This is a genomic window from Serratia nevei, from assembly GCF_037948395.1.
Lineage (GTDB): Bacteria > Pseudomonadota > Gammaproteobacteria > Enterobacterales > Enterobacteriaceae > Serratia > Serratia nevei.
In genome coordinates this window covers 44,583-70,671 of record NZ_CP149941.1, presented here as the reverse complement: position 1 = coordinate 70,671, position 26,089 = coordinate 44,583, and the positions used below count along the sequence as shown (strand labels likewise).

The window sequence follows — 26,089 nt, the reverse complement described above, 5'->3', positions numbered from 1 at the left end:
GCCTGGACTCAGCTCCGGGCCCCATCACCGATAGACCACCAGGAACACCTATGTCTCAGCCTGTAGAAGTCGATGTCCGTCGAGTTCGGCGCCCCCTTGGCCAAACCATCATTCAAGATGCATTACTTTCACCGATAGGCGTTCAGCTTTCTCTCGCCGGCGCCATTGGACTCGCTATACACTCTCCGGCCTCATTGCTGCTCACAACGCCGGCGGCGCTACTGCAGTTAATGCTATTCGGCGATCAGCCATTTCGCATGCCGCTACGCTTACCTACTGATATAGGTGGCATGGATCTGACCACTGAACGTGAAATGCCAAAATATCGGAACGGCATCGGCGGATTTTTCCGTTATGTGGTGCGAACCCGTAAGTACCAGCGCGCGGCAGGTGTGATGTGCCTGGGTTTTGCCAGAGGCAAAGCCCTTGCACGCGAGTTGTGGTTGACACTCGATGATGCACTGAGGCACATGTTGCTATTGGCAACTACAGGTTCCGGGAAAACGGAAGCGCTGTTATCAGTCTTCCTCAATGCTATCTGTTGGGGCCGGGGGATTTGTTATTCTGATGGTAAGGGACAAAATACCTTGGCATTCGCCATGTGGTCACTCGCACGCCGATTTGGGCGTGAGGATGATTTCTACGTCCTCAACTTCATGACTGGCGGTTCCGATAAGCTGCTGCAGCTGCTGCTGAATGACAAAAAGCGCCAGCCTTCTAACACCATAAATTTGTTCGGCACTGCCAATACCACGTTAATCATTCAGTTGATGGAATCCATGTTGCCGCCTGCCGGCAGCGGCGATCAAGGCTGGCAAGACAAGGCCAAATCAATGCTAGCCGCGCTGGTCTATGCGGTTTACTACAAGTGCAAACGCGAAAAGCGGCGGATCTCCCAACGGGTCATTCAGGAATACCTGCCGCTGAGAAAATTGGCGGAGCTCTATCTGGAAGCCAAAAGGGATGGTTGGCATCAGGAGGCTTATAACCCGCTGGAAAACTACTTCAACACGCTGGCAGGCTTTAGAATCGAACTTATCAGCCGCCCCTCTGAGTGGGAACAAGGCGTTTACGACCAGCATGGCTATCTCATTCAGCAATTCAACCGCATGCTGACCATGTTTAACGATCTCTACGGCCATATTTTCTCTACTGACGCCGGCGACGTCGATATTGAGGACGTTCTGCATAACGACCGCATCCTCTGCACCACCATTCCTGCGTTGGAGTTATCTAAAGGTGAAGCTGCCAATATTGGCAAACTCTACATTTCGGCGATACGCATGACCATGGCCAGGGATTTGGGGTTTGAGCTTGAGGGCTTGATTAACGATGTGTTGATCGTCAAAAAATACAAAGGAAATTTCCCGTTCCCGATCGCCATGGACGAGCTGGGCGCCTATTTCGGTCCTGGAATGGATAATCTGGCAAGCCAGATGCGCAGTCTGGGCTATATGCTCATCGTATCAGCACAGGACATCCAACGTTTCATCGCCGAGCACAAGGGCGAGTACATGACCGTAAACGCCAACCTACTGACAAAGTGGTTCATGACGTTGCAGGACGAGAAGGATACTTTCGAACTAGCACGAATTACCGGCGGTAAAGGGTACTATTCTGAACTCGGAGCCGTAGAGCAGCAAGGCGGGCTCATCACGCCACATTTCGAGGATGCCGGCAGTAACGTCATTAGGGAAAAGGACCGGCTCGATTTGGGTGATTTGAAAGATATGAACCCTGGCGAAGGTATGATCTCTTTCAAAAGCGCGCTGATCCCAAGTAATGCCATCTATATCCAAGATGACGATAAGATGACTTCAGCACTGCCAATGCGTATCAACCGGTTTGTGAACCTCGATATGCCAACAGAAGCAGAACTGTTGGATGCGAACCCCACGCTCAAGAAAAAGCTGCCGCCGTCCGTGCAAGAAGTCGAAACCATCCTAACACGCCTGGAATCACCACCATCTCAAACAACCTGCAACGGCCTGATGGACCCTGTATTGCAAAGCGCAGTGGCGCTATCTCTGGATCTTAATCACCGGGCAGACGTCAGTTATACGCCAGCACAACGAGGTATTTTACTGTTTGAAGCCGCCAGGGAGGCATTGCAGCAACACAAGCGACGTTGGAAACAACAACCTACGGCGCCAAAACCAATAAGAGTGTCAAAGGACATAGCCAAGGCTCTAGCTACGTCCGAACACCATCGCGAGGAGCGATATGGGTAAATGCTAAACAGCTGCCGCAATAGTAGCGCTTGTTGCAGCAAAACGCCGAGGAGTAAACTTCCGCATTGTGGTAGAAGCCGAAGCTAACGCAAAATATACCGTTGCCACTTACCTTACCAACAAAGGTATCTCTGTACGAGCAATGGCCAAGACGCCATCATGCACAATAAGCCGATGTTGGTCGATGATAATACTGTGCAGCTATAACTATCTAACTGCCGCCGATCGCGATAATGCTGAGAACGTTTTGGTCATTCACAATCACCCCAATCTGGTCGCCGTATACCAGAAAGAACTCGAACGACTTTGGCAAGAAAGCCAACCGTTAATCCCAGGATATTGAGGCACTAAAATGAGTGAAGACACCATGGACTATCAACGCGGGTACATTGAGATGGTTCGACTATGCGCCACCCTGTTGATTGTCCTGGCAGAGAAGAAATTAAAGAATACAGAAGATAAAAAATCACAAACTCACATCGAAACGTTGCATGACGAAGCTGCCAGGCTACTCAACCATTTCCCAGCTCCAGATATCCTTACAGAGGAAAAGCACGATAGCGTTTTTCACCGCCTTATCGATATGTTCACAGAGCTTGAAGGGAACGATGACGAGGGTTGGCAAGCCTACCAACCCATGCTGAAGACGTTATACTCACGCCTACATTAATAAAAAGCCGACTCAGGTTATCAGCCTGCAGTCGGTTTTTTTTTCAAAAAATTAGTGAGGACGAGGACCAGTTGGCCGCTGGATATAACCATCCAGTTCATGCCGCTCGTTAACACTTGCATCAGTCGTTCCATGGGAATTTTCGGTTGGCAATGCTCCATATCCTGCAAGCGTTCTTTGACTGGTTTCTGTTAATGGCAGGGAAGTTCCTGACGCTTCATTAAACCAAGAGACAAGTTCGCAAGATTGTTGGACATATTGACGATCGCCCTCCAGTACCATCTCCTCACCCGATTTACTCTGCGCTATCACCAGCCCGGTAATAATGTGTTGTCCATCCTCAACATGAGGATCGGCAACCTCAATGCGCTCACCGCGATCCTGCAATTGAACAACCCCATTCTGAACATACTGAACCACACCGTCTCGCATGATTCGGGTCTGGTAACCGTCTATGGCTAATGGTTTGCTGTCATCCGAGACCGCGAAACGGATCCCATTCAAAGAAACACTCGAAGTCAGGGATGAGCGTTTCAATCTATAGGACCATCCACGCAACTGAGCAATTGCAGCCTGATCGTGCATCAACGCCTGTTGTTCAACCCATTCTCTATATGACAGACGTCGGTTTTCTGGAGCAGCTTTGAACGCCTGTCGCTCTTCCTTAATGGCTAATCGCAATGCGGCCATAGCCTTCATTCGCTCAACTTCGATAATGTGATACGTCAGTTTGCGCAGAAGCGGATCGCGTAATTCGACCCGCGCTTTAGCCTTACGCCAGGCAAAACGTTTGGACAAGTTTCTATACCGGGCTTTGATTACATCAGCATCCAATTTTGGTCGAACCCATGCCAATTTGTACGCCTGATAACGGGCTTTAAGATCTTCTCTTGCTTCGGCCCTGGCCTGGCGACGTTCAACCCGTGCCATCAGGTCGCGTGCGTGGAAACGCGGATCATATACGTATTCTGGCTGCTTAGGAGATGCCACAGCATCAACATCAAGCGTGGAAGTGAACTCGCCCAAATACGGTTCCATGCAGGAACGTGTTAGATCAGGGTGCAAGCTGCTAGCCTTAATAGGTGGCAAGCTCGAGTCCTGAATCGAGTAGATGGCTAATCCTTCTCCCTTTTGTTTCATCACAAGACCTGCACGATTCAATTCATTATGGAGGTTCAGCCAGGATAGGCGTTCAGGATCTGCCATGATGTCGCCGATCGCTTGACGGCATTCACCTACGGCATAACTAAAGAGGCTTTCTGAATCTGCATAATACTCCAGCTGACGAGCCTTACGTGGGATAGATTTGAAGTCATTTTGGCTACGAACAACCTGCTGCTGATCATTCACTTTCCATGCCCCGCTATCTGGTGTAAACCCATGCTCCAACTCAAGATGACGACAGGCTTTGTGAAGTGTGTCGACATCTTTATACATGTTGGCCGCACGATAGGACTCGGGATGGATACGATTAACCGCGATATGACAATGGACGTTATCGGTGTCCCGGTGGACAGCAAACACGTACTGATGATCAGCCATTCCCAGCTGATTAATGCAATAACGTGCACTCTCGAAAATTTGCTGATCGGTCGGAGTATCCTCTTCACGCCACGATAGAATGCAGTGATAAACCGGGTCGACGCAGCGAGTGTTCTGCATAGCCACGGCGTTCATCTCCGCCGATGCCGTTTCCAGACTGAAGCAGTTCGTTTCACACACAACTTCGCCTGATTTAACCTGCTGCGTACCGTCTGCGAACATAGCCAAAAGGGTCTGTTGATCCCCCCCAGCATTACGATCAAGATACCCTACCAGGCGGTCAAAGATTGCAGCTTTTGAACGCGATGGACGAACATAGGGATTCTCAGGAGAGATAGGTAAATCAGGCTTATCCTCATCGCGCAGCGTCAGATAACTGACCAACTGAATGAAGCTGGAACGCCCATCTCTGCGCTTCTCAGGAACGATAGGGATCATGCCTTATCACCTTCATTGGTCATGTCCATATCGATTGCGATGATGGCTTTCTTTATCGCAATAAGCACATCCGAATACTGCTTACTGAAAGCATCACTTACATTCCCCTTCCCCTCGTTGAAAAGGTGTTTTTGAAGGCCGCCTAAACGGCGTAGTTCATTGATGAGCTCAACGTCACAACGAGCATCGATTCGGCGACCGAGGCCACACTTAAGCATGTACGCCCCGATACTTAAACCGGCCGCGGTCGCCTTTTCCTGGATCACTGACTTTTCCTCTGGGAAGCAACGAATGCTGGGCAGCAGGGCTGTTCTGTTCCGGCGCTCGCTTTTACTCATGGTGATGTTATCCCTATCAGTCTCGTCAGTTTACAGTCTCGTGGGGTGTCGGGGCTCTGCCCTGACCAGGACGTTTTGTAGAGCCGACTGCGTGCAGGCGGTGCTACAAAACATATCCTGTCCCGTGTTTTAAACCGGATTCACGTATTATGGCCTACTTTGCCTGGATTGTCATTACACCATGAGAGAACAAATTTGCCTGTTGTGTCATGATGACACTGACGTATATTATTGATAGACAAGTTGATTGATGACTAGCACAGGAAAGAGAAATGGCTACGAAGAACCAATACAGTCAAGAACAAGTTGAGTTGGCAAAAGTATCACTGGCAGACTTGCCAGACTTGAGCAAAGAGAGGTTAAGCGGAAAGGAAGTTTTGGATGAACTCAAGGAACAGATCATATTGCTAGCTACTCAAAAAGGGTACACAGCAAAGGATATCAAGTCAGCACTTGAAAGCTGTGAAATCGTAGTTAGTGAAAGAGCAATAAATGAAATTATAAAAAGCACAACTCCCATCAAATCAGGAAGAAAAAAAAAGGGTCAGTTGAAAGACAAAAACACGACAGAACAACAAAAAATGTGATTTGATTTTATTTAGCACAATGTCGTTAGATTAGCCGGTATCGGTTCGATACCGATACCGGCTAAAACCGGGTCACCAGTAATCAGATTTATGCAGTTTAACACCCTCTAATACATCAGCGTCGCAATCGAATTTTATCATTTCTATATCATGTTTTTTTATAAGATTAAGAATAAGCTTTCTGAAATCTTTAGATAATCCGAATCGTTTTGCATGCAAAATAAAATAATGCCTTTTCCATAAATCAATAACAAATCCGTAGTCATAACCAAGAACCCAGTTCTCACTTTTCGCTTTACTTAAAATCAAATTATCTTCATACGTCAAGTGATCTGTACTGCAAACAAGGCATCGTTTAAATTCAATTTGTCGCTTCATATTTATTAATATCAGGCGGCACTATCACCGCCATAATCCTACCCTTAAGATTTCAAATTTTTCATTGTTTCAGCCATTTTCCACAAGGCATTATTGAGCTTTACATCACCAGTTATGCTATTTACTGCCCTAGTTCTGTTTCGTTTTCCGTTGGCACTGATTCCAGGTATTTCGCCTTTTATAATGTTTTCTTGAACCCGTTGAAACGTCGTCCACAAATCATCTTTCTTATCTTGCCAACGTCGCGGACTCAGAACCTGTTCTGCGGTAATTGGTTGATGTTCTCCAAAATATTTGTAACCTAATGCAGCTTCAGCAAAAACATGTTGTTCATCTTTATCAAGAAAGACCCCCTTCATTTCATCACGAGAACCCGTTACTTTTTCAAATAAACTTAGCACTTCATAAGCACCATCTATCACTCGTCCAACAACATCTCCTTTGTGAGGAACACGGACTTCCCCGAACGTGTCGCCGCACACTAAACCGTTGTTACAAACAAATCTAAATATGCCCGGAATCATTTGATAGCTGCTACTCCCATCATGACTATTGAGTAAAATAATCTCAGGAACTTCATCATTTTGACCGAAACCATCTCTACGAAGCCTTAGCATGTGTCGCGTGTGACCACGTTTATCATCATCGCGAACTTTTGTTTGGCAAGCAGAAAATGGATGGAAACCTTCTCCGCGGAGTCTATCCAACAAATTAATCGTTGGTATGTAGGTATAACGCTCGCTACGTGATGCATGTTTTTCTTCAGAGAAGACACTTGGTACGTGACGGAATAACTCATCATTTGTTAATGGTCGAGTTTTACGGATCACATTTGCCTGGCGAAATCCACTATACAGTCGTTTCATATTCATCCCCTTCAGTCTGTTTTCGGTGTTGCCATTTATTCCGGTTTTGCCGGAGTGGCGCGTCTTGTGCTGTGACGCAATGACCGTGACGGGGTATAAACCTGCAACGCAGGGGCGACACCGCAGGCCGCATGCGCAAGCGAACGAAACTGCGTTGAGTGAGTGCGAACGGGCAAGGATGGCCGGCGATAGCGAACCCTTTCGATGTAGGTGCCCCGGCACAAGGTCTGTCACAGCAAAAGACATGCCGCTAAGCACCGAAGAGGAAATGGAAACACCAAAACGTAACATCAGGCGGAGCCTGATAGCCTTACAGTTTTCATCTTGATGGAAACTGCAAAAGCGGCGCGGGCTTAGCCCGCTGCAAGCGTTTTGTTCGCCTTTCAGCGGCTCGACGCCGCTGAAAGGCGACAGCCGGAATAAAAAGCCACCCAATTGGGTGGCTCAGTTCATATCATGAATCAACACGCATAGCCCCGTTTTAGTTCTAAGTAGCGGAGCAGCTGTGCCCACTCAAAACCTTTAAGAGCTGGAATAATTACCGGTTTATTTTCTTGCCATTGCTCTAAAATTTTACGACCGATCGCCGCGATATAGTCATCAATAATCATTGTCGATTTCCTTCTTATCGAGGATCCCCCGGCGTTGCCAACACCGAGGGAAACTATTCAGGATGCTACGGCCGCTGACTCGGCATCGATAAATGTACGCACACGCTGCATGATCTCAGCATGTGGTAACGAAACATGATCGCGCATCGCAAAATAACTATTGCCAAGTTGGGCGAAAATATCGGTAATATTCCCGCAATACATTTCCATCATCTTGAAAGATTCGTGGCCATCAAAATACTTCCAATCGAGCGGCGGCAACATCTCCAACTTGTCCATGTACTCATCTTTGCTGATACGACGGACAGGCAGACTTGCGGCCTCATACATACCGCGCTTCGCTTCTTCATACGACACCAGAATACATGCAGGATTACGCTGCTGTAGCTGTTCAAGCGTTTTGCCTGACGACGTGACAAAGCGATCTTCCAGCCAGATTGCGACATCCAGTGGCCACGTTGTTCCCGGAATATAAAAAACCATTTGTTGTTGCTGCTGTTGCTCGATCGTTGACATAACCACTCCCGTTAGTCAGTAACTCAGAAGCCGCAACGGCTTCTTTCTGGTGTATTCCCCTTTTGGCTTTCGCCGGCGCGGGGAGCCTGGCGCCGTGACAACAAGACCGAGACGGGGTATCAGCTGACGGTACAAGGGCGGCGCCGCAGGCCGCAGCGCAAGCGACCTGACGACCGCAGGGAGGAAGGGAGTGCGAACGGGTGAGGACGCCGGCAACGCGTACCCTTGTGCCGGCGGCGCCCCGGCTCAGCGTCTGTCACGGGGACAGTCTCTCTGCGCGGATGCCGGGCCTGAGGGGATACACCAGAAAGTGCCAGGCCTTTAGCCTGGCTGCCTTAGCGAACGGCCGCCTTAGCGGCCGGGCAGTGAGAGCGGCGCCGGCATCGCCGGCTGCAAGCGCTAGTCTTTGATCTTGCAGTTGGCTTTCAGACCATAGCCGACTGGCCCGAAACCGCAACGCGGGTTCGGCGAGACTTGGCGACCGCAGGCGGGCGGCTAGTTGAGTTGGGCTGATGGCTGGACGTGTGCGGCCAGCCACCGGAGGAAGCTCACAAGAGTTACAAGAAAGGTGTTCCGAGAGCGACTTGTTGCAAGTTTATATTTCTGAACTGCCTATCCAATCATCAGCCAGGTAGGCATCCCATCCCTCTGGCGCCATGCTGTGGATATCAATGGCCAGCAATTGGTCATGCGTCCAGCCAGCGCCATCAGGCTTGAAGCTTGCCAGTACAACGCCGGATAAATCCTTGATTATGAGTGTTTTGTGTTCATTTCCTACCAACAGGTCTGGTTCTTTGCTCGAGATCGGTTTTGCGACTATCATTCAAATAAATCCTTTATATTCCAATGACTTTTATATTTATCGCAAGCCTACGGCCTGCGCCCTGTTTCATTTCAGACGTTCGCTGGCCAACTGGTACACATCGCCGCGCTCACGTTTGCCGACGGCAACCACCGCGATAATCAGGCAATCGTCGATCACTTCATAAACCAGACGAAAACCCGATGCGCGCAGCTTGATTTTGTAACACCCCGGCATCCCCCGTAGTTTTGCCGAAGGTATATGCGGGTTCTCGCAGCATTTTTTCAGCTTTTTGGCGAACTGCTGCTGCAGCGCCTTGTCGAGCTTGCCCCACTCTTTCAGAGCCGACTCACGAAATTTGACCGTATACGTCATGCGAACTGATCCAGATCGAAGTCAACCAGTACCTCGCTGCGGCGCTCATTAACTAATTTGACCAGCTCCTGATCATCGAGGGCATCGAGCATTTGCTCGTAGAGCGCCGCCGGCACGCAATAAAATTCTGGCTTATTGCGGTTCAGTATGGCCACCGGAAAACCGGCGCCGGCGCCAACGGTTTCCATAGGGTTTTTCTTCAGCTCGCTGATGCTCGCGCTTGTGTCACTCAGAATGATATTTGGCATGGTATCCTCGACTTAATAAGACCGCTTAACAGGTCTTATTATACCACCAAAAAGACCTGTTAACAGGTCTTTTTGATAAAATATCGTCCAGCAGGTCAGTTGTACGAATACTCCACCGCCAACTCGAACGCCAGTCTGTAACGTGCATGCTCCCAGGCGCGCTGACCGATTTCCCCGAAACATTGCTGCGCTACCGCAAGCCGCATGCGCAAGCGAACGAGCGACAGCAGGGAGAGAGTGAGTGCGAACGGGTGAGGATATGGGCAACGCGTACCCTTGCATGCGCAGCGGCACGGCTACGTTCGGGCTACGGCGTAAGCCCAGGCGACGACATACCATTTAGATCCCCGCCCGTAGGGCGGAAAAATACAAACAGCAGAAGTTGAAGTCAAAGATGGGGCCCCGGCAAGGCCGGGGATCCTTTGAGTGGCCAGAATTGGCCACCATAAACAGGGTGTTATTTCACTTCAATATTAACCAGTTGCTCCAGAACCTGCAGTAACCTGGCTGACGGATAGGTTGCCCAGACCGGCAATAACGTTACCAGCGTAACAGCCTGTGCGGCCAACATCAGTCGACGCGGCAAAACCCCTTGCTCATAGTTCTTGACGGTCCGAAGCGAAACCCCAAGGTAATCCGCGGTCTGCTTTTGCGTCCAACCCAGCGCCCCTCGCCATGCCTTCATACCTGCAGAAGGCATAATATGCGATACCGCGCCCCTGGACTGGGGTGTTGTCTGATCATGGCGCGTTAGCGCCTGCAGTTGCAAAACGATTTGCGGTTGCTCCATTCGACGCAAATCGGGAAACAAGCGGACCAGCATCAGTGTCTGGATCCCCAGGCGAGCTGTTCGGGACACGCCACTATTTTCATAGGTCCGATAAGTCCGTTCTGACACCCCCAGAGCATTGGCGGCATCCTCTTGCCGCCAATGGCTTCCAAGGCGTAGCGAACGCACCTCAGACAGCGAAAAGTATTGGCCGGCGCGCCATAATCTCAACTCAAAAACATCCATGAATTGCCCCCCTTAAAAAACAGGCAATTTTTGCCCCCTAAATGAGATAAAAAAGCAGATAAACCGGCAATAATTGCCCCTTAGAGCAATTTATCCAATTTCTTGCGAACCTCATCCAGGGGCCCCGATTCGTTACGCTGTTGTACAGGTTCAACCGGATCCACCAATCGACAATTATCACCCGACAACGCCATAACCACGTCGCGGATCGCGGCCATTTCGGGTTTCCAGCCGGTTGTTTGACTGACCAGGTTGACCAGTTGCTCACTGGTCAACTGGCCGTTGTACATCGTGGCCAACAAAACAGGTAATCGTGAATCGAGCTGATGTAATGCCGCCGTTGTGATGATGGCATTACGCAGAAAATCCCCGCGTACTCGCTGCGAAATGGATTCAACCACATTCAGAGCCTGGCGATCTGCTTCGCAGTCCAGCTGCAAATAGCTGGTAAATTTTCGGCGGGTATCACTGCTGTTTTCGCTCACGGTTATCCCTCTTGTTTATACAATGCCATTTCGCTCGCCAGCGCCATTTGCGGGTTTTCGACCAACGTTATACGTTCCGCCGGCAGTTTCCAGGCTTTTCTGACTGCGGATTCTATCAGCGGAGCGCCCCCACCTACCAGCCAAACCCGGTTAACGTGGCGGAATCGCGCCAGTTCGTTCACCACGCGATCGCCAAGCCGAGTGATGCCGTGCTCTATCGCGGCGATTACGTCATCAACCCGGGAAGCATCATTAATCAGCTGTGACAAAAAGGCCCGATCGTGACGACGTTGGATCACCGTATCCGCCACATAGGCGCTCGTATCGCTGTCCGCCATACGCAGCGCAGTTAGAGCTGCCTGCGTCACTATAGAAACACCCAGGGTAGGATTACCGTGGATCGCCGTCACATCGTCGAATTGGCCGACGATCACCCCAGCATCAAGCGTTGTTCCACCCAAATCGATAACCAGCGACGTTTCCAGCGCCCCAACATTCTCCTGGACCAAGAGAGAAAACACCGCGGGTAGGGATTCAGGCATCACTTCAACTGCTGTCACCGTAAAAGCTTCTCCCTTATTCAACGTCACAGGTCGAAGCAGGTTGTCGATTTTTCGCTGAATATTGACTGTGTTTTTCTGACAGTCATCGGTATAGAACTCGCTGATTGGCAATGTGACGGTCAGCTTAACCGATTGTGGCTCAATGCCACTGTTTAGCAAGGCATGGTGAACCGCGAGCAGATTGGTATCACCGTACTGATACTCAATATTGGTCGTGCTGATCGCCTGCTGGCTAACATCGTCAAAGGTGTACTTCAGACCCTCAACGGAATAGTTGTACGTGCGACGGCTGCCGATGCCGTCGACTTTCCATCCTGGACGGAAAGAATTAGGCGATAGGGTCGTATGCAAATCCCCCGCCACATACCAGGCCAGCTTCACATTGGTAGAACCATCATCACAGCAAATATGCATTTCACAACCCTTTAGTTACTCAATTTGAGTATCATTATAAGTAAACCAGAGATCGCATCAAGCAATAATTACTCATTCCGAGTAAATTAATATACTCAATACGAGTTTTTATCACATCAGTTCATTATGTTACGCATCAAACTGAGTAGCTTTATTTTTGAAGAATGCTCCAGCTGGCCCTCTTGATACCCATATTGAGTATCAAGAGGGGTTTTTCCTCACCGCGTCACAATCATGAATGCGAGTCGGGCATTGCTTTTAACCCACAGACGTCATACAGAACTCGGTTTGTGTAATGAGAAACTCAAGATGACCTTGTTTCTCCAGCATATGGTCAAAGGTCGGGTCGTCCGACGGGATCCGCTCCATAAAGTCGTCGCCGCCACATAATCGGCAGGCGTCATCAAACACATCGCTACTGTCACGGGTCGTCGGATCCAACCCTTCCGCATAGGCCAGTAATCGCTTTCCTTTGGCATGCGATGCCGCCATCAAATACACCCCCTCATCCTTGATCAACAGCACATCACACCCGCGTTGACGCGCATGAGTGATCACCTCAATTGTCTTTTTACCCTTAAAATAAATCTTATTATTCATATTGATACCCTAATTAAACAGGGCGGCATGCTCACCGCCCGAATGATTACTTGTAGATTTCGGCGATGACTGCGGCCAGTGCATTAGCTTTCGGTAACGATTCAAGGCGGGTATTCATCATGACCAGTTCGGTCGCAAGTAGGCGTGCCGATACGCTGGTGTGTTGCTCAGGTTGCTTACGACTGTTTAGGAACGACAGCAATGCGAAAGCCGCATGAGGATGATTTGCCTCAACCTCTGAACACTCGGTAATTTCAGCGTCAAAATGGCCCATGGCGGTGAGTAATACAGACTGCCGCCATAATGGAAAATCGGCATAAAAGCCAGCCATGTGCAGGCGGTGTCCCAAGTGGAATAAATCGGCCATTAAATCTACAAAAATCGTCGCTACGTCGCGTTCGTCACCCGGACCTCTCTCTAAGAAAGCCAAAACAACCTCTGCAGCCAATGAAATGCGGGCCAAATTGTCCTCGGCACGCTCGTCCTGCAGCGTGTTAGCCTTCTGGCTGATGGCCAGCTCGGCCAAAAACTCTTTCAGTAACTTCGTCATAAACCTTCCCGTTTCGACTTCTTTCTGGTGTATTCCCCTTTTGGCTTTCGCCGGCGCGGGGAGCCTGGCGCCGTGACAACAAGACCGAGACGGGGTATCAGCTGACGGTACAAGGGCGGCGCCGCAGGCCGCAGCGCAAGCGACCTGACGACCGCAGGGAGGAAGGGAGTGCGAACGGGTGAGGACGCCGGCAACGCGTACCCTTGTGCCGGCGGCGCCCCGGCTCAGCGTCTGTCACGGGGACAGTCTCTCTGCGCGGATGCCGGGCCTGAGGGGATACACCAGAAAGTGCCAGGCCTTTAGCCTGGCTGCCTTAGCGAACGGCCGCCTTAGCGGCCGGGCAGTGAGAGCGGCGCCGGCGAAGCCGGCTGCAAGCGACCGATCGTTGGTTTTTGGCGACTCAACGTCGCCGGAAACCAATAGCAAAAAGGGGAGAACTGTCTCCCCTTCCCTAAAACTAAACCGCTTGCAGCACTTTTCGGAATCGAGTTGCGATATCAAGCAAGCGAAGTTTCTCACCCCATCCATTAATGTAATAAATCGGCGTATGGCGAACCTTCGACATACTCATGGATAAGGTATTGCCGGTATAAACTGTTGCAGGCAACCCCAATAATGCGAGCTGTACAAAACACATATCGGCGGCCATCGGATCGATATCAGTACAACGAATATACAACTGCTGCTGCGGGTTATAGCCCTGCGTTAACAAGTGCTCGGCCACAGCGATCACCATCCCTCCCGATCCGCTGGCCGGCTCATCCAACGTAATAAACGGTCGCTGCTTCAGCTCGTTAACGTGTTCTCCGATTGTCAGCCTTGCCATCAAGCGCGAAAGTTCAAGCGGCGTGAAAAACTGCCCCATTGATGCGGCGCCGAATTCCAGTTCCATGAATACTCCACCCAACAGGTCATGCATTCCGGCTTCCAACGCATCGACCAGGAAACAGAACAAATGCTGCATCTTTTCTAAATCGGCAGCCTCATACCGTTTACAAATCTGCATTGCCTCTTCCCTCCCCTCCTCCGATCGCACGCGTGCCAGGTCAAGTTCATTAGCAGCCAGCCGAATAAAGTCGCGGAAAACATCGAGGCGCCGATGGTAAGTAGCAACGCACGAGAACGTTTTGATAAATAGTTTCCTGGCTTCACTGGGCGTGGTTCTTGATTCATTTTTCACTGGCGCTTCAGTAGTCAGAAAAGCATCGAAGGAAAGTTGGTTGTTCACGGTGTTGTCTCCCTATGGAGGCGAGAACCCATTTCTCGCCATAGCGCAAGAACTAGCCACGCCGGCAAGGGATGAGGCAGGTACGGCTGCTGAAGCCGCATGCGCAAGCGACTGGAACAACGCGGAGGGAGTGCGAACGGGTAAAGCAGCCGGCGGTAGCGAATACTTGCCGCAGACTAAGGCGAGGCTATGTTAGGCGCGGCGAGTTAATGGGTGACGCAGCAATGGAAACAACGGCAACACAGAGTTTCTTGGCCATAGCCTTAAAAGATTACAGAATCATAAAATCATAGGATTACAGAATCACAAGATTACAAGATGACGGAGAGGCGGAGGGTAGAATTACAGGATTACAGGATTACAGGATTACAAAATCATGTGATTACATATTTACATAATCAAATAACTATGTGATTCTAATCGGAGATCCGCCGAGGACTATAGGATTACAGGATTACAGGATTACAGGATTACAGGATTACAGGATTACAGGATTACTCTACAGTGAGGTTATGTATGAAAACTAACGTTATTTCATTTTTGAATGGTAAAGGGGGGGTCGGGAAGACAACGACGTCTATCAACGTTGCAACCTGCCTGGCGAGACAAGGATTCCGCGTAGTTGTAGTCGATACTGACCCACAGGCAAGTATTGCCAACTGGTATGAGGAAGATAAATGCAAGTTCGACCTGGCGGAAGCGTCTTCCGAGAAGGAAGTTTACACAGTTCGGAAACAGCTCACAGGTTATGACTTCATCATCATTGATGGCGCTGCAGCAATTTCGGCAATCTCATCTGCTGCAGTGATGGTTAGCGACCTCGTTTTAATCCCGGTAACGCCTTCACCGTTAGACTTTGCAGCCTGCAGCGCAATTATTGCTGTTATTGAAGCGAGACAGAATCTACAACCTATAACTGCCCGGTTCCTGATAACCAAAAAAGTGTCGTCTGCAAAAATGCTTGAAGTCCTCAAAGAGTCCATTGCCGATACTGGCATTCCGGCATTGAAAACAGGGACTGGCCAGAGGCAAGCATACATCAGAACCATGTTGGATGGCGGCACCGTCTACGACACGACAGACAGCCAGGCGAAAGGAGAAATTGATGTAATGACCAAAGAAATCCTGGAGCTGATCCAATGAAGATGAAACTGGGAAAACATAAGCAGCTGGACACGGCTTTGCATGCAATTCAGACACCAAAAGGACTGACAAAGAAGCTGCAGATGAACATCGATGAAGACCTGCATAAAAGGTTTAAGCTGGCTTGTATGAAGCAAGATAAAGAAATGACCGAAATCACTATAGAACTAATCAGTAACTGGCTGAAAGATAATGAATAATCAAATAATCCCATGATGCTATAATCATGGGATTACATAATCAAATGAGCATAAGTTCACATACTCCCGGAATCATATAATCCCAGTACCTTATCTGCAAATTCCTGATCCAGAATATAGAAATAGCACTCCGGCACGTTCAACACGCGTGCCAGAGCGCACATCGTCGTGAACGCCGGCGTGTAGGTGCCGCTTTCATACTGGGAGATCCGCGAGCGGGCGGTGGACTCATCGATACCGGCCAGCACCCCCAGTTTTTCCTGGGTGAGTCCGGCTCGCCGGCGCGCGGCTTTCAGTCGTTGAGGAACCATAGGCTGTCGTCAGATAAGGGATTGACGACATGTTTAGCATCACTTAACATCAAACTTGTTTAGAGTTACTAAACATCTGAGACACCAACCATGCAGTACGCCAGAAAACACCAGGGAAAAAAATAGGCCGGTCATTTGACCGGCCTGCCTGTTTCTCCTATCGGTCATTCAGCGCCGACCTTTAAGGATCGCCACCGCCTCTGCCCCCGGCATCGAGAATTGCACGCGCTGCTGCGCCGCCACATCCAGGGCGAACACCTTGGTATACACCTCGGTCGACTTGAGACTCTTGTGCCCCATCAGCCCCTGCAGCACCTTGAGCGGCACGCCGCCGTACAACAGGTGCATGGCATAACTGTGACGCAACGTTTTCGGCGAGACCGGCAGGGAGAACTGCACCCCGTCGGCCGCGGCACGCGCCACCGCCTCATTCAGCCAGCTGCGCACGGTGCGATCAGTCACGCGCCAGATGGGCTCTGCCGGCAATGCGCGACCGGATTTGTCGCGCGGTGCCAGCGGGATTTTGAAGGTAGCGAACAGGCTGTGCAGCAGGTTGACATACTGCGGATCGGACAGGGGCACCAGGCGGCGCACCGGCTCCTTCTTCGGCGGCGCGCCGGCACCGCGCTGGGCGCTGGCCTGTCGTTGCTTCAGCGTCGCCAGCGACACATAAGGGTAGGGGCCCTGCAGCGAAAAATGCGCCCGCGTCAGCGCCAGCGCCTCGTTGATGCGCGCGCCACTGTTCCACAGCGTGGCGATCAGGCTGTGCTGATACAGATCGGGAATATAGTGGAGCAGGGCGATCACCTCGACAGCCAGCAGGTACTGCGGGTAGTCGCCGTGCTCGAGCGCCATCTGGCGCAGCGCGAGCGCCGCCGGATAATCGATGGCCACCGGCATCGCCGGGGCGCCGGCGAGTGGCAACGGCGCGAACGGGTGACCTGGAAGGCTCGGAAATGTCATGTGACCTCCTGGCGCGGCCGGCCGGCAAGCCGCTTAGCGTTCATCGGTTACTGTCTGTGCTGGCTGGGATGGTACGCCGCTCCGGGACAGGGCCGACAGCGCCTTGTCGATCGAGAACGGTCGCACTTCCAGGTTGGAGAAACAAACCTTGTAGCACAGGTGTTGTGCCCAGGTGGCGCCGTTTCTGCGGCGTTCAAGATCCACGACGAAACTGGTGATCTCCCGGCCATTGAGCGCCCACTCCGGGCTGCTGTCACAATAGCGCGTGTACAGCTCCCGGAGCTCCTCAAACAGTTCGCCGGCGGTCAGCGTGCCGCCCGCTTTGACCGTGTCGCGCTGATCCATAAAATACGCCACGCCCGCTTTCTTGCTGGTAAAGGTGCGCTGCCCCAGCGTGATGCGTAATGCCTTGCCCATCTCATAATACTCCTTCAATAACCGGCAAAATTTGCCCCTTCAGTTCCGCCGCCGCCTGCCGGTCAGAATTCCTCTTCGGTTTTAAGGTGGCGCGCTACTTCAGCCTGTAAGTCGTCGTGCGCCTGCGTGATAAGACGACGCACTATTTCCACGGCGTTAGCTAGGTCGGTGGGCGCAATGGTGATGGGCTGGTTGTTCTTCGTCACGCCGTTACGGTGCACCAGATCCTGGCGGGTAGTGATCAGATCCTCCAGTATTTCGTCCAATGGCCAGTCGGGCGGGGTGGTCAGCATTGCGGTGAAGTAGCTTTTAACCCGTTTGAGGTTATGAAATGCCAGCGCGCCGATTGCTGCCTGTGCCCTGCTTTTGTAAATCTGACGATCTGCCAAGGTCTCACCGGTCAATTCCAGTTCGTTTTGACCTGGCACTTCACGCCAGTGCCATATACATGGCTCGTGATTATCCCTCTCACGTCGATATGCAGCATCCAAGGACTTAACGATATCCTCGCGTAAAAATGCCGATTTCTTTTCGTGGAACCGCGCCAGGAGAGCAGGGTAATTCAGCAATGCGCACGCTGCATACATCAGGAAGGCCTCCATGACCGTTACGCAGTGCGCATACGCCAGGCGCCGCACGATGCCCGGATGTTCGCCAGCCTGTAATGGCTGCAGATTATCCAGTTCAGCAAGCGCATGCGCATAGCGATCGCCGATGTCATTCAGCGAGTCCTCAAACCAGATTTGATCGAGAATGGCGGATCTGAAATCGCACCAGTCGCAATATTCCTGTTCGGCTTGCTCCCATTCCTCAGTCCCTTCCTCGATACCGGGATAGGTCGCCAAAATCCACTCTACCATCGGCGATTCCTGATCGGGCCCTTCCTGCGGATCAAACATGGCCAGCGCCTTCGTCTCGTCAATATAATGCTGTTGTACTTTGCTCATGGTCTTCCCTTCAATTCCGCCGGTGCCGGCAACGCCGGCCAATCGCTACCCGGCTTAGTCAAAGTCCTGTTTATCAGGACAGAAAAAGTTCGAGCCCTACTATACAACTCGGCAGGTAGTGCACACCGTTCCCACGTTCAACGGTAGGCCCCGGTGCGCCGGGTGCATTCGGCCGGTCGTAACCGTACAGGGTATGCGAGGTGCCATCAGCCCATTTCTGTGCCAGCATGCGGCAGTCACCGGCGATGAAAGCGATCGGTGCGGTGTAATTCATTTCCCCAGTGTCGTCTTTGCCCGCCTTGATCCACAGAGAGTCTTGCGGGTGTCCGCTGCTCTCCAGTTCGGCAAGCACCGCCCAGAACGTGGCAAATTGTTGCGACGGTTTAGATGTCATGCTCAGTATCCCTTTTAATGACTATCACGGTTTGAAATTGTCACCCGGTAAACTTATGAGTGACACGCTTCGCAATAATACCGCACGGTAAAATCACCACGGTAAAAACAACCTAGATAATAATAACCGTGACGACAACCACGGCCCGCAATTACTACACGCCCGCCCGTCATGATCCGACTTCTTCCTGAATGGGAGTTTTCGGTAGGGTAGCACAGGGGCGGGGCGCCGACATCCCCGTTTTCCGCCTGCCGCGCGCCCTGACGATCTTCCCCCGAAAACACAACATCTGGTGGCAATTGCAGCTCTTTAAGCCACCACATGTTGTGCCGACCGGCGCCGCGGGGCAGGGTGACGATCCGCAGATCCGAGAATGGTCTTTTTCGGATCTGCGACGCAAAAACGCCGACCGCCGCACGGAGCTTCACTAGCAGTCCGCCATGGCTGTTAGCAACTTATCACTTCTGCTATCTCAGAAAAATGAAGCTATCTGTATTAGGTATAGCATTCTAATTTCCACTACTGCTTTATAAAATTTTGCTATCATCACAATACATTCCTATGACAGCAGGACACCGCCATGCTAAGCCAGATGAACCTCCGCTTTCCGAAATCCCTGATCGCCGCCCTGAAAAACCGGGCCGCCGCCGAAGCGGTGCCGGTCAACACCCTGGCCGAACGTCTGCTGCAGCAAACGCTGGCCACCTCGGTCGCTGACGACGAATACCGCGCGCTCTGCGCGGCGCCGTACACCACCCTGGGCCAGCTGTACCGCAAGATCGTGCGCGCGGAAACCGTCGACGGCCAGGCGCTGAGCCGCGCCGAACTGCGCTGGCTGTTCAGCCAGGCGCAGATCGCTTACCGCGATGGCCGCGGGCCGGTCAACCGGGCGCCACTGTCCGCGCTGCTGCTGATCACCGATGCGCTGCTGGAGACGGCGGTAGGCGGCGGGCTCGATGTCGATCCCCACTATTACCGGCGCACCTTCGGCCTGCGCGGCGAGGACTGGCTGCAGGCGCTGCGTGACCGCTTTACGGCCACACGCACCCCGCCGGCCGGCAGCGCCGAGTTCTTCGCCCGGCCGCTGGCCAGCGGCGTGCTGAACCTCGATGACTTCAGCGACGAGGCGCTGGCCCGCGCCTGCACCCCGGTGCGGCTGCGGGCGATCTTCCCGCTGGCGGTCGCCGCGCAGCGCGCCGACGATCAGGCGCTGGCCGAGTACCTGGCGCTGACCGCGCCCTTCGTGGAGCGCCAGCAGCTGATCGCCACCGCCGGCGAGCTCTGCGCCACGGTGGAGATCGTCGCCGGGCAGGGCGCGTATCCGGGCGCCGACGACGGCCTGCCGCCGTTCCTGTCCCTGCATATCGGCGGCGCGGTCTTCCAGTCGACCTTCGGCTGGCCGGTGTTCGCCGAGCTGCGCCGCCTGCTGCGCGCGCGTCAGCACGGCGATCGCACCCGCAGCTATCAGGGGCGGCATGTCTCGCTGCATGTGCCGGAGAGCGGCACCATCGGTCTGGTGCTGCCGAATTTGCGGCTGCTGCTCGCGCCGGACACCTTCACCGCACTTGAGGCCGAGCTGCTGACGCAGCTGGAGCACCCGGCGGCCGCCGCGGCGCTGGCCGAGCTCGCTGCGTTGTACGGGGATCTGTGAAACCATGAAATTTTCGCGGCGGGAAAATGCGCTGGACTCGGTGGAAACCGGATTGCAACATTTCTATCGGGCAGGGCGCGGGAACAACAACCGCGATCACAAGCGCTGCCTGCTATTCACGCTTGTCAGAGAAAACGTTGGACAGACTCGAGAAACGTTTTGATCTGATAAAAAAGAATGAATGTGCGTAGTTAAGTGCATATTCTCTCGTTTAATGAAGTACCTATAGCCCGCACCGGCGGGCTGTTTATCTTCTTTTCATGTATGAAGAGCCGGCAACGCAGCAGTAGACGTTATTTAGCCTCCACGTGACCTCATCCCAGGTCAGTTACTTTTCGTCTCAACGGTCGTTCGACACCAACCAGCACGTTATGACGGCCGCCATCGGGCAGGTGCAGGCCAAGCGGCCAGCCCCAAGACCGTGAACGCTCCCACTGCAACCAAGAACACGACACGTTGCGCTGCAGTGGAAGAGTCCAATGACAGGACAGCGCCGTGCGGCGATTTGTGATCACCAGTACTTATCGGGGCGCTCACCTCGATTAGAAGATGCCCAGACACAACATGCGCCCGATAATTTAGAAAAGATGGCACAATATGTAGCGTTATCCACAGAAGTTGTGGATAAGTCAGCAGGCAGCATCAGTATAAAAGGACTTTTACCGAAATACTGTTGATTAGAGAAGGAGACAGGGAGTTTGGCCACATCATTGTCCTCATCCATGGATGACGAATGTCTCAATGCCAACACAGTCTCTGGAGCGGCGCCAGTCCTGGAACAGTGAAGTTATCATCCGCTTCGCTGAGGGTAGGGCGAAAGAGGGGATCATGCTACGATACCACGATGAAAACGACACCCACCGCGCACGACGCGCTCTTCAAACAGTTTTTGACGCATCCGGAAACCGCCCGTGACTTTCTGGACGCACACCTGCCGCCGGCGTTGCGCCAGGCATGCGACCTGAGCACCCTGCGCCTGGAGTCCGGTTCGTTTGTCGAGGACGATCTACGCGCCTACTACTCCGACGTGCTCTATTCGCTGAAGACCGGGCAGGGCGACGGCTACGTCTACGCCCTCATCGAGCACCAATCGACGCCGGACAAAAACATGGCCTTCCGATTGATGCGTTATGCGATTGCCGCCATGCAACGCCATCTGGCCGCTGGCCACGAACAGCTGCCACTGGTGATCCCGATCCTGTTTTATCATGGCCAGGTAACCCCCTACCCGTATCCGATGAACTGGTTGCAGGGGTTCAGCGATCCGGTTCTGGCCGGCCAGCTGTACGGCGGCGAGTTTCCACTGGTCGATGTCACGGTCATTCCGGACAACCAAATCATGCAGCATCGCCGCGTCGCCATTCTGGAGCTGCTGCAAAAACACGTTCGCCAGCGCGACCTCGCCGATCTGCTGGAACAGCTGGTCACGTTGCTGCTGGCCGGTTACACTACTCAGGAGCAGCTGACATCGCTGATGCATTACATGCTGCAGGTTGGTGAAACCCGCAATCCGGGCGAATTACTATCAACCCTGGCCTCACGAGTGCCGGAACACGAGGACACGCTGATGACGATTGCAGAAAAGTTGAGAGAAGAAGGGCGCCAGAAAGGGCGTCAGGAAGGACGTATCGAGGGGTTACAACTTGGCGAAGAAAAAGGCCGCCAAGAAGGCGAGCGCGAAGCGGCACTGAAAATTGCCCGCGCCATGCTGGTCAGCGGCCTCGATCGCGAGTCGGTGATGAAAATGACCGGGTTGACGGCTGACGACCTGGCGCAGATCCGCCACTGATTTTACCCCGGCAACATCCCCCACCGATTCGCCAACCGCGACAACTCCGGCAGGGAAACACCTGTAATTTCCGCCGATCCAAAAAATAGAAAAAAAATCAATAAGTAAAGGGCGAGCCTAAATAAGGCCCGCCCATGATTATTTAGCTTGCATTCGAATCCGATCCAGCTTCATCATTCGCGGCTCTCTTGAGAAGCCCAAGGACACCATCCTTCCCATATTCTTTAACCAGGCGGGCAAGCTCTTTTTGCGCCTGACTTTCCTTCTTACGGCAGGCATTTTCATGACGCTCTTTGAAAACGGCTTCCGGCTCTGCTTTCAACCGCACCTGATCTTCATGGGTGATGAAAAACAAGGATTGTTTTGTACGGTTTCCGACATCCGATTCCGTTTCAACACGGCGACTGGAAATGGGGAATGAGTGTTGCTTTTCTAAAGCATGGATCACTGCAGAAGCACGCTTCACACCATAATCAGCAGGAATGGTATAGCCTGACGTCGTGATCGACTTGTCATCTAACAACGCGGCAAGCACACATGCCTGTGTACGATTGAGTGTCTGGACGGTTTCCAGTACCGATGGATGTCCCTCGAAGAAGGAGACTAATTTGATACGAGCCATCTCGGGGGCGTAGTCGTCAGTGACTTTGCGTTGATTAAAATCTTTTTCTGTCATAGTGGCTTACTCCAATCTAGAACGGATAAAGCCAATGCAGAGATGTAAATAAGATTTGCAAGAATGCAAAATCTTCTGGAAATCTACGACAATTAGCCGTAGTCTTCCGTCACGGCTTGACCAGATCTGCAAAATTTGGTTGAGCCGCTTCAATCTCTGCATTGGAGCGTGAGCAGCTATCGGGCGGGCCTGAGAAACCTAATTTGCCTGATAGCTGCTTTTTCGTCTCTGGGATCCATGATCACCAGAATTCCAATGCTACCATGTCCCGCCGAAACACACATCTAAATTCTTTCAAGTAAGTACATTTTATGCGCGCACAGTTCACCAGGGCGATTATCCGAGGTTTTATCGCTATTTTTGATGTTATAGCCAGCTTAACAACAGAAAACGCTTGTGGTGCGTTTTGATGGCTTTTTTCGACCTGTAAAAAAAACCAGAGGTTTAATTTACAGGTATAGGCACTTGACGAACCTCACGCGATGATAAAGAAGGCGCGTCAACGCTGATCAACAATGAGGGGAAGTGAGAGAGGGCAGCCAAGATAACCCCGGTGCGTACCCAATAATGCAATTTAACATAATGCACATTATCTGCACTTTATTAACATTATCAATTAGTTAAAAATTCAACTCTTGATGACCATTCCTCTGAGTAATTTATTGGCGAGAGCAACGCTCCCTGACAGGAGCTCAACTTAGTAGCGTATTCGGTCAGGGACAATCGTTACGTTGATGGGATCCATTACACTCGTGCAGCAGATGAGGTTATCCGCATCGGAATACAGTGAAGTACATGTGTAGTCCGCTCCAGCACGGGGCCTTATTGTGAAATATTTCAGGCTCCATCAGTTCAAGCGTAACCTCCGGGGATTCATTAAGAATGAGCATGTCAAAACGACGAACTTGGGGCAGACATCAGGAACAACATGGAGACCATCAATCCGGTCTTCACAATTTTTACGGCCTTGTTGGCGCCAACTCACGGAAACGTAACAAGTCTGCAGACAATCGTATTCCAAATTATATCAAACCAAACGTATTGATTCCGTCACAGGAAAACATGATTTTTACCTGAAAAACTTACTCATCATAAATAGCAAAAAATATGTCGTATAAACCAGATATCGCAGACAGACTCACTCCATTAAAATAAAGAATCACAATTAAAATCCGAAATAAGAAATCTATTAGCCATTATAAAAAAAAAGCTTACAGTTATGTATAAGCTCTTTTCATCACATAAAAAAACCAGCAACAAGGATAAACCCTATGGATGATAACACTGAAAAAAATGGTATTAAACCCACAGCAATACACTCTTTTGTGTATACCCTAACCCCAGGAGAGGCCGCTAATGAAATAGCAGCAGGCTACCGGTATCAAGATAACCTAACTGCAAGAATGGGTACCTCACAAACACGTTGGATATGGAAAATCCTTGGGCTATTGGGTTCAACAATGGACACAATGGGTGGTGTAATGTCACTAATGCCAGCACCAACGCCAAATTTTATTACCCAAACCATCATTTTCAAAAACGAAGCTGACGTCATAATTATACCTTATCATATTCACTTACCGGGAGGACATACCTTTGACAAAGCACCAAATATAATGTTCCCAGGAGACATTGCCATATGCAATATTAAATACACCCCAGCAAATATAAGCCGTCCTGGAGCGCAAAACTTTCAGTTTCTTTCAGTATCTGTTGACCCAAACATCCAACCAAGGCCACCTCTAGAAGTAAACAACACTAACTCAACAAACTTCGAAATATCCATCGCTCACAGTTTAGGTAGAATGCGTATATCTCACGTTAGGAATATTGACACAACATCAAATTCAGTAAGGCCAGGAAATTTCCACATAAACTATGTTGGTTTTCGTGGAAGGCAAGGCACTACGGCACCTTCTTTTGGTATTGCAATGACACCCGCGAGCTGGCCTGAACGAGCCCCACAAACTTGCGGATGCACGATTATATTCACCCCATTAGGTTTACGTGCAAACTGAACAGTAATTAACGGAGGTCGCATGAAAAATAAAAGTCAAGATAAAAAACAAGTAATAAATTTTATTCCATGGACGAGCAGTGGAATTACGGGTGCCAGAACTGTTGCGTTAGCAGCATTACACTATTATAATTTCACGCAACAAGATAGCCAGTCAGAAACACGAGGTTTTTTTTCGATCATAGGTGTTATTTTAGGATTGGCGGCAGGATTAACCTCTCTTATCGGTGGAGTGTCAGGCAACTCAGCTCAACCAGAAAGAGAGAGAATTAGATTAAAATTAAAAATAAGAAACATAACACGACAAAACTTAATTATAATTGATAACCATACAAGTAATTCGCGGATAACACCATCACTGCGCATTGCTCCAGGAGAGACCTTAGAATATGTACATGCAGTAGGTTCGTCTCTTCCCGATAATGGAGGCCGAGTACTAACATTTATGTTAGTCCCCGATAACAATCAAATTCCAACCGCTCAAATATCTATAAACATAACCGATCAAAATGGCCATGTACGTGTCAGCACAGTTACATTTAACAACTTAACTTCATCGATACAACTCCCACCCGGGGCAACACAGCGAGATGTAAATGCCATATTTTATGGTGCAGCATGGAACAACACCAGTATTCATGTCATCCCTACAACGTTAACTAATAATGTCGAGGGGCGGATAGATTTGGACATTTTATCTGTCTGACAAAAAATAGGAATAACTATAATTATTATGAACGATATCAGGTGGTGATTTAAAGAGAAGCTAAAAATAAACACCCAGGAAATATCCACTCAAAAAAAAACCCTGAAACGACAAGGAGGTCACAGGGTTAAACTGGCTTCTCATAATTATTATGGCTGGCGCGATACCAGTCTAGTCAGTTTATACAACATCAGTTGACAGTCCAGCCATTTCAAATAAAAGCACAAAAATCTCGCAAAAGAACAAGGTGCGAGATTAAAAACTAAAAACGCATAACGATGTAAAATCTAAGTAGCTCATTTACCACCTAAGGCCACCTGGGAAAAATTTAACATCATGACGTTATCTTATAAATAACTCTGCTTTATACCATCCATTTAACTCCAAGAATTCAGCCGCAGTGAATAACTTTGCCAAT

General features: G+C 50.8%; 31 protein-coding genes. 10 read left to right on the top strand and 21 right to left on the bottom strand.

Annotated elements, in window-relative coordinates; genetic code table 11:
* Nucleotides 1–50: 50 nt before the first annotated feature.
* From trbC to V8N38_RS25830, 3 genes are all read left to right on the top strand, one after another.
* Nucleotides 51–2,231 (top strand): F-type conjugative transfer protein TrbC, encoded by a 2,181-nt coding sequence (gene trbC / locus V8N38_RS25835; protein WP_241993393.1) that lies wholly within the window; start codon nucleotides 51–53, stop codon nucleotides 2,229–2,231.
* Between the two features lie 67 nt (nucleotides 2,232–2,298).
* A complete protein-coding gene (locus V8N38_RS26115) occupies nucleotides 2,299–2,574 on the top strand; it encodes a hypothetical protein (protein ID WP_371935065.1) in 276 nt (91 codons plus the stop codon).
* A 9-nt stretch (nucleotides 2,575–2,583) separates the two neighbouring features.
* Nucleotides 2,584–2,901, top strand: a complete 318-nt coding sequence (locus tag V8N38_RS25830; RefSeq protein ID WP_129993784.1) for a hypothetical protein — start codon at nucleotides 2,584–2,586, stop codon at nucleotides 2,899–2,901.
* A 51-nt stretch (nucleotides 2,902–2,952) separates the two neighbouring features.
* Here the strand turns inward: V8N38_RS25830 and traI are convergent, their stop codons facing one another.
* Together traI and mobA are read right to left on the bottom strand one after the other, a co-directional pair.
* Nucleotides 2,953–4,881 carry a TraI/MobA(P) family conjugative relaxase gene (gene traI / locus V8N38_RS25825; protein WP_129993785.1) on the bottom strand — a complete coding sequence of 643 codons (1,929 nt, stop codon included), beginning with the start codon at nucleotides 4,879–4,881 and terminating at the stop codon, nucleotides 2,953–2,955.
* Nucleotides 4,878–5,219: a plasmid mobilization protein MobA gene (gene mobA, locus V8N38_RS25820; protein ID WP_129993786.1), complete on the bottom strand. Its 342-nt coding sequence runs from the start codon at nucleotides 5,217–5,219 to the stop codon at nucleotides 4,878–4,880. Before mobA ends, traI begins: the two co-directional genes overlap by 4 nt.
* A gap of 272 nt (nucleotides 5,220–5,491) precedes the next feature.
* Here mobA and V8N38_RS25815 point away from each other — a divergent pair, with 272 nt between their 5' ends.
* Nucleotides 5,492–5,806, top strand: coding sequence for a mobilization protein MobC (locus V8N38_RS25815; protein ID WP_241993394.1), 315 nt, complete (start codon nucleotides 5,492–5,494; stop codon nucleotides 5,804–5,806).
* Between the two features lie 72 nt (nucleotides 5,807–5,878).
* Here V8N38_RS25815 and V8N38_RS26110 read toward each other — a convergent pair whose 3' ends face one another.
* From V8N38_RS26110 to V8N38_RS25755, 13 genes are all read right to left on the bottom strand, one after another.
* Entirely contained in the window at nucleotides 5,879–6,184 is a 306-nt protein-coding gene (locus tag V8N38_RS26110; protein WP_222706173.1) for a DUF5983 family protein, read from the bottom strand.
* 44 nt (nucleotides 6,185–6,228) lie between these two features.
* Nucleotides 6,229–7,050: a DUF932 domain-containing protein gene (locus tag V8N38_RS25810; protein WP_129993787.1), complete on the bottom strand. Its 822-nt coding sequence runs from the start codon at nucleotides 7,048–7,050 to the stop codon at nucleotides 6,229–6,231.
* Between the two features lie 461 nt (nucleotides 7,051–7,511).
* Nucleotides 7,512–7,661, bottom strand: a complete 150-nt coding sequence (locus V8N38_RS25805) for a hypothetical protein (RefSeq protein ID WP_157993249.1) — start codon at nucleotides 7,659–7,661, stop codon at nucleotides 7,512–7,514.
* A 57-nt stretch (nucleotides 7,662–7,718) separates the two neighbouring features.
* Complete coding sequence (locus V8N38_RS25800; protein WP_129993788.1) at nucleotides 7,719–8,177, bottom strand: hypothetical protein; 459 nt, start codon at nucleotides 8,175–8,177, stop codon at nucleotides 7,719–7,721.
* 595 nt (nucleotides 8,178–8,772) lie between these two features.
* A complete protein-coding gene (locus V8N38_RS25795; protein WP_129993885.1) occupies nucleotides 8,773–9,000 on the bottom strand; it encodes a hypothetical protein in 228 nt (75 codons plus the stop codon).
* 66 nt (nucleotides 9,001–9,066) lie between these two features.
* Nucleotides 9,067–9,354: a type II toxin-antitoxin system RelE family toxin gene (locus tag V8N38_RS25790; RefSeq protein ID WP_004929861.1), complete on the bottom strand. Its 288-nt coding sequence runs from the start codon at nucleotides 9,352–9,354 to the stop codon at nucleotides 9,067–9,069.
* Nucleotides 9,351–9,602 carry a type II toxin-antitoxin system Phd/YefM family antitoxin gene (locus V8N38_RS25785; protein ID WP_129993886.1) on the bottom strand — a complete coding sequence of 84 codons (252 nt, stop codon included), beginning with the start codon at nucleotides 9,600–9,602 and terminating at the stop codon, nucleotides 9,351–9,353. The genes V8N38_RS25790 and V8N38_RS25785 overlap by 4 nt, the downstream gene beginning before the upstream one ends.
* A 457-nt stretch (nucleotides 9,603–10,059) precedes the next feature.
* Complete coding sequence (locus V8N38_RS25780) at nucleotides 10,060–10,617, bottom strand: helix-turn-helix domain-containing protein (RefSeq protein WP_198680119.1); 558 nt, start codon at nucleotides 10,615–10,617, stop codon at nucleotides 10,060–10,062.
* Between the two features lie 80 nt (nucleotides 10,618–10,697).
* Entirely contained in the window at nucleotides 10,698–11,102 is a 405-nt protein-coding gene (locus V8N38_RS25775; RefSeq protein ID WP_129993887.1) for a plasmid partitioning/stability family protein, read from the bottom strand.
* A 2-nt stretch (nucleotides 11,103–11,104) separates the two neighbouring features.
* The gene (gene parM / locus V8N38_RS25770; protein WP_129993888.1) at nucleotides 11,105–12,079 is read right to left on the bottom strand and encodes a plasmid segregation protein ParM domain-containing protein; all 975 of its coding nucleotides are present in this window, start codon (nucleotides 12,077–12,079) and stop codon (nucleotides 11,105–11,107) included.
* Nucleotides 12,080–12,337: 258 nt separating this feature from the next.
* The gene (locus V8N38_RS25765; RefSeq protein ID WP_129993889.1) at nucleotides 12,338–12,679 is read right to left on the bottom strand and encodes a DUF3085 domain-containing protein; all 342 of its coding nucleotides are present in this window, start codon (nucleotides 12,677–12,679) and stop codon (nucleotides 12,338–12,340) included.
* 46 nt (nucleotides 12,680–12,725) lie between these two features.
* The gene (locus V8N38_RS25760; protein WP_129993890.1) at nucleotides 12,726–13,229 is read right to left on the bottom strand and encodes a hypothetical protein; all 504 of its coding nucleotides are present in this window, start codon (nucleotides 13,227–13,229) and stop codon (nucleotides 12,726–12,728) included.
* 457 nt (nucleotides 13,230–13,686) lie between these two features.
* Nucleotides 13,687–14,457, bottom strand: coding sequence for an N-6 DNA methylase (locus V8N38_RS25755; protein ID WP_129993714.1), 771 nt, complete (start codon nucleotides 14,455–14,457; stop codon nucleotides 13,687–13,689).
* 516 nt (nucleotides 14,458–14,973) lie between these two features.
* Here V8N38_RS25755 and parA point away from each other — a divergent pair.
* Nucleotides 14,974–15,600 (top strand): ParA family partition ATPase, encoded by a 627-nt coding sequence (parA, locus tag V8N38_RS25750; protein ID WP_129993715.1) that lies wholly within the window; start codon nucleotides 14,974–14,976, stop codon nucleotides 15,598–15,600.
* Nucleotides 15,597–15,800, top strand: a complete 204-nt coding sequence (locus tag V8N38_RS25745) for a plasmid partition protein ParG (RefSeq protein WP_129993716.1) — start codon at nucleotides 15,597–15,599, stop codon at nucleotides 15,798–15,800. The genes parA and V8N38_RS25745 overlap by 4 nt, the downstream gene beginning before the upstream one ends.
* Before the next feature lie 56 nt (nucleotides 15,801–15,856).
* Here V8N38_RS25745 and V8N38_RS25740 read toward each other — a convergent pair whose 3' ends face one another.
* The 5 genes from V8N38_RS25740 to V8N38_RS25720 form a co-directional block, all read right to left on the bottom strand.
* The gene (locus tag V8N38_RS25740) at nucleotides 15,857–16,111 is read right to left on the bottom strand and encodes a helix-turn-helix transcriptional regulator (RefSeq protein ID WP_129993717.1); all 255 of its coding nucleotides are present in this window, start codon (nucleotides 16,109–16,111) and stop codon (nucleotides 15,857–15,859) included.
* A gap of 168 nt (nucleotides 16,112–16,279) precedes the next feature.
* On the bottom strand, nucleotides 16,280–17,074 hold the full coding sequence (locus V8N38_RS25735; RefSeq protein ID WP_129993718.1) for a tyrosine-type recombinase/integrase: 795 nt from the start codon (nucleotides 17,072–17,074) through the stop codon (nucleotides 16,280–16,282).
* Between the two features lie 33 nt (nucleotides 17,075–17,107).
* A complete protein-coding gene (locus V8N38_RS25730) occupies nucleotides 17,108–17,491 on the bottom strand; it encodes a hypothetical protein (protein ID WP_129993719.1) in 384 nt (127 codons plus the stop codon).
* A 62-nt stretch (nucleotides 17,492–17,553) separates the two neighbouring features.
* Complete coding sequence (locus V8N38_RS25725) at nucleotides 17,554–18,438, bottom strand: hypothetical protein (RefSeq protein WP_129993720.1); 885 nt, start codon at nucleotides 18,436–18,438, stop codon at nucleotides 17,554–17,556.
* A 73-nt stretch (nucleotides 18,439–18,511) separates the two neighbouring features.
* On the bottom strand, nucleotides 18,512–18,832 hold the full coding sequence (locus tag V8N38_RS25720) for a hypothetical protein (RefSeq protein ID WP_129993721.1): 321 nt from the start codon (nucleotides 18,830–18,832) through the stop codon (nucleotides 18,512–18,514).
* A 580-nt stretch (nucleotides 18,833–19,412) separates the two neighbouring features.
* Between V8N38_RS25720 and V8N38_RS25715 the strand changes: the two genes are divergently transcribed.
* Both V8N38_RS25715 and V8N38_RS25710 read left to right on the top strand, forming a co-directional pair.
* Nucleotides 19,413–20,483 (top strand): hypothetical protein, encoded by a 1,071-nt coding sequence (locus V8N38_RS25715; protein WP_147840676.1) that lies wholly within the window; start codon nucleotides 19,413–19,415, stop codon nucleotides 20,481–20,483.
* Nucleotides 20,484–21,327: 844 nt separating this feature from the next.
* On the top strand, nucleotides 21,328–22,272 hold the full coding sequence (locus V8N38_RS25710) for an Rpn family recombination-promoting nuclease/putative transposase (protein ID WP_129993723.1): 945 nt from the start codon (nucleotides 21,328–21,330) through the stop codon (nucleotides 22,270–22,272).
* A 142-nt stretch (nucleotides 22,273–22,414) separates the two neighbouring features.
* Here the strand turns inward: V8N38_RS25710 and V8N38_RS25705 are convergent, their stop codons facing one another.
* Nucleotides 22,415–22,948, bottom strand: a complete 534-nt coding sequence (locus V8N38_RS25705) for a hypothetical protein (RefSeq protein WP_129993724.1) — start codon at nucleotides 22,946–22,948, stop codon at nucleotides 22,415–22,417.
* A 1,271-nt stretch (nucleotides 22,949–24,219) separates the two neighbouring features.
* On the opposite strand from V8N38_RS25705, the gene V8N38_RS25700 reads away from it, so the two are divergent.
* Together V8N38_RS25700 and V8N38_RS25695 are read left to right on the top strand one after the other, a co-directional pair.
* Nucleotides 24,220–24,966 (top strand): hypothetical protein, encoded by a 747-nt coding sequence (locus V8N38_RS25700; protein ID WP_129993725.1) that lies wholly within the window; start codon nucleotides 24,220–24,222, stop codon nucleotides 24,964–24,966.
* A gap of 21 nt (nucleotides 24,967–24,987) precedes the next feature.
* A complete protein-coding gene (locus V8N38_RS25695) occupies nucleotides 24,988–25,671 on the top strand; it encodes a hypothetical protein (protein ID WP_129993726.1) in 684 nt (227 codons plus the stop codon).
* The last annotated feature ends 418 nt before the right edge of the window (nucleotides 25,672–26,089 follow it).

What these genes read in the sequence shown, in the direction of transcription:
- trbC (WP_241993393.1), top strand. Translation starts at nt 51, where the DNA reads ATGTCTCAGCCTGTAGAAGTCGATGTCCGTCGAGTTCGGCGCCCCCTT.
- V8N38_RS25830 (WP_129993784.1), top strand. Translation starts at nt 2,584, where the DNA reads ATGAGTGAAGACACCATGGACTATCAACGCGGGTACATTGAGATGGTT.
- traI (WP_129993785.1), bottom strand. Translation starts at nt 4,881, where the DNA reads ATGATCCCTATCGTTCCTGAGAAGCGCAGAGATGGGCGTTCCAGCTTC.
- mobA (WP_129993786.1), bottom strand. Translation starts at nt 5,219, where the DNA reads ATGAGTAAAAGCGAGCGCCGGAACAGAACAGCCCTGCTGCCCAGCATT.
- V8N38_RS25815 (WP_241993394.1), top strand. Translation starts at nt 5,492, where the DNA reads ATGGCTACGAAGAACCAATACAGTCAAGAACAAGTTGAGTTGGCAAAA.
- V8N38_RS26110 (WP_222706173.1), bottom strand. Translation starts at nt 6,184, where the DNA reads ATGAAGCGACAAATTGAATTTAAACGATGCCTTGTTTGCAGTACAGAT.
- V8N38_RS25810 (WP_129993787.1), bottom strand. Translation starts at nt 7,050, where the DNA reads ATGAAACGACTGTATAGTGGATTTCGCCAGGCAAATGTGATCCGTAAA.
- V8N38_RS25805 (WP_157993249.1), bottom strand. Translation starts at nt 7,661, where the DNA reads ATGATTATTGATGACTATATCGCGGCGATCGGTCGTAAAATTTTAGAG.
- V8N38_RS25800 (WP_129993788.1), bottom strand. Translation starts at nt 8,177, where the DNA reads ATGTCAACGATCGAGCAACAGCAGCAACAACAAATGGTTTTTTATATT.
- V8N38_RS25795 (WP_129993885.1), bottom strand. Translation starts at nt 9,000, where the DNA reads ATGATAGTCGCAAAACCGATCTCGAGCAAAGAACCAGACCTGTTGGTA.
- V8N38_RS25790 (WP_004929861.1), bottom strand. Translation starts at nt 9,354, where the DNA reads ATGACGTATACGGTCAAATTTCGTGAGTCGGCTCTGAAAGAGTGGGGC.
- V8N38_RS25785 (WP_129993886.1), bottom strand. Translation starts at nt 9,602, where the DNA reads ATGCCAAATATCATTCTGAGTGACACAAGCGCGAGCATCAGCGAGCTG.
- V8N38_RS25780 (WP_198680119.1), bottom strand. Translation starts at nt 10,617, where the DNA reads ATGGATGTTTTTGAGTTGAGATTATGGCGCGCCGGCCAATACTTTTCG.
- parM (WP_129993888.1), bottom strand. Translation starts at nt 12,079, where the DNA reads ATGCATATTTGCTGTGATGATGGTTCTACCAATGTGAAGCTGGCCTGG.
- V8N38_RS25765 (WP_129993889.1), bottom strand. Translation starts at nt 12,679, where the DNA reads ATGAATAATAAGATTTATTTTAAGGGTAAAAAGACAATTGAGGTGATC.
- V8N38_RS25760 (WP_129993890.1), bottom strand. Translation starts at nt 13,229, where the DNA reads ATGACGAAGTTACTGAAAGAGTTTTTGGCCGAGCTGGCCATCAGCCAG.
- parA (WP_129993715.1), top strand. Translation starts at nt 14,974, where the DNA reads ATGAAAACTAACGTTATTTCATTTTTGAATGGTAAAGGGGGGGTCGGG.
- V8N38_RS25745 (WP_129993716.1), top strand. Translation starts at nt 15,597, where the DNA reads ATGAAGATGAAACTGGGAAAACATAAGCAGCTGGACACGGCTTTGCAT.
- V8N38_RS25740 (WP_129993717.1), bottom strand. Translation starts at nt 16,111, where the DNA reads ATGGTTCCTCAACGACTGAAAGCCGCGCGCCGGCGAGCCGGACTCACC.
- V8N38_RS25735 (WP_129993718.1), bottom strand. Translation starts at nt 17,074, where the DNA reads ATGACATTTCCGAGCCTTCCAGGTCACCCGTTCGCGCCGTTGCCACTC.
- V8N38_RS25730 (WP_129993719.1), bottom strand. Translation starts at nt 17,491, where the DNA reads ATGGGCAAGGCATTACGCATCACGCTGGGGCAGCGCACCTTTACCAGC.
- V8N38_RS25725 (WP_129993720.1), bottom strand. Translation starts at nt 18,438, where the DNA reads ATGAGCAAAGTACAACAGCATTATATTGACGAGACGAAGGCGCTGGCC.
- V8N38_RS25720 (WP_129993721.1), bottom strand. Translation starts at nt 18,832, where the DNA reads ATGACATCTAAACCGTCGCAACAATTTGCCACGTTCTGGGCGGTGCTT.
- V8N38_RS25715 (WP_147840676.1), top strand. Translation starts at nt 19,413, where the DNA reads ATGCTAAGCCAGATGAACCTCCGCTTTCCGAAATCCCTGATCGCCGCC.
- V8N38_RS25710 (WP_129993723.1), top strand. Translation starts at nt 21,328, where the DNA reads ATGAAAACGACACCCACCGCGCACGACGCGCTCTTCAAACAGTTTTTG.
- V8N38_RS25705 (WP_129993724.1), bottom strand. Translation starts at nt 22,948, where the DNA reads ATGACAGAAAAAGATTTTAATCAACGCAAAGTCACTGACGACTACGCC.
- V8N38_RS25700 (WP_129993725.1), top strand. Translation starts at nt 24,220, where the DNA reads ATGGATGATAACACTGAAAAAAATGGTATTAAACCCACAGCAATACAC.
- V8N38_RS25695 (WP_129993726.1), top strand. Translation starts at nt 24,988, where the DNA reads ATGAAAAATAAAAGTCAAGATAAAAAACAAGTAATAAATTTTATTCCA.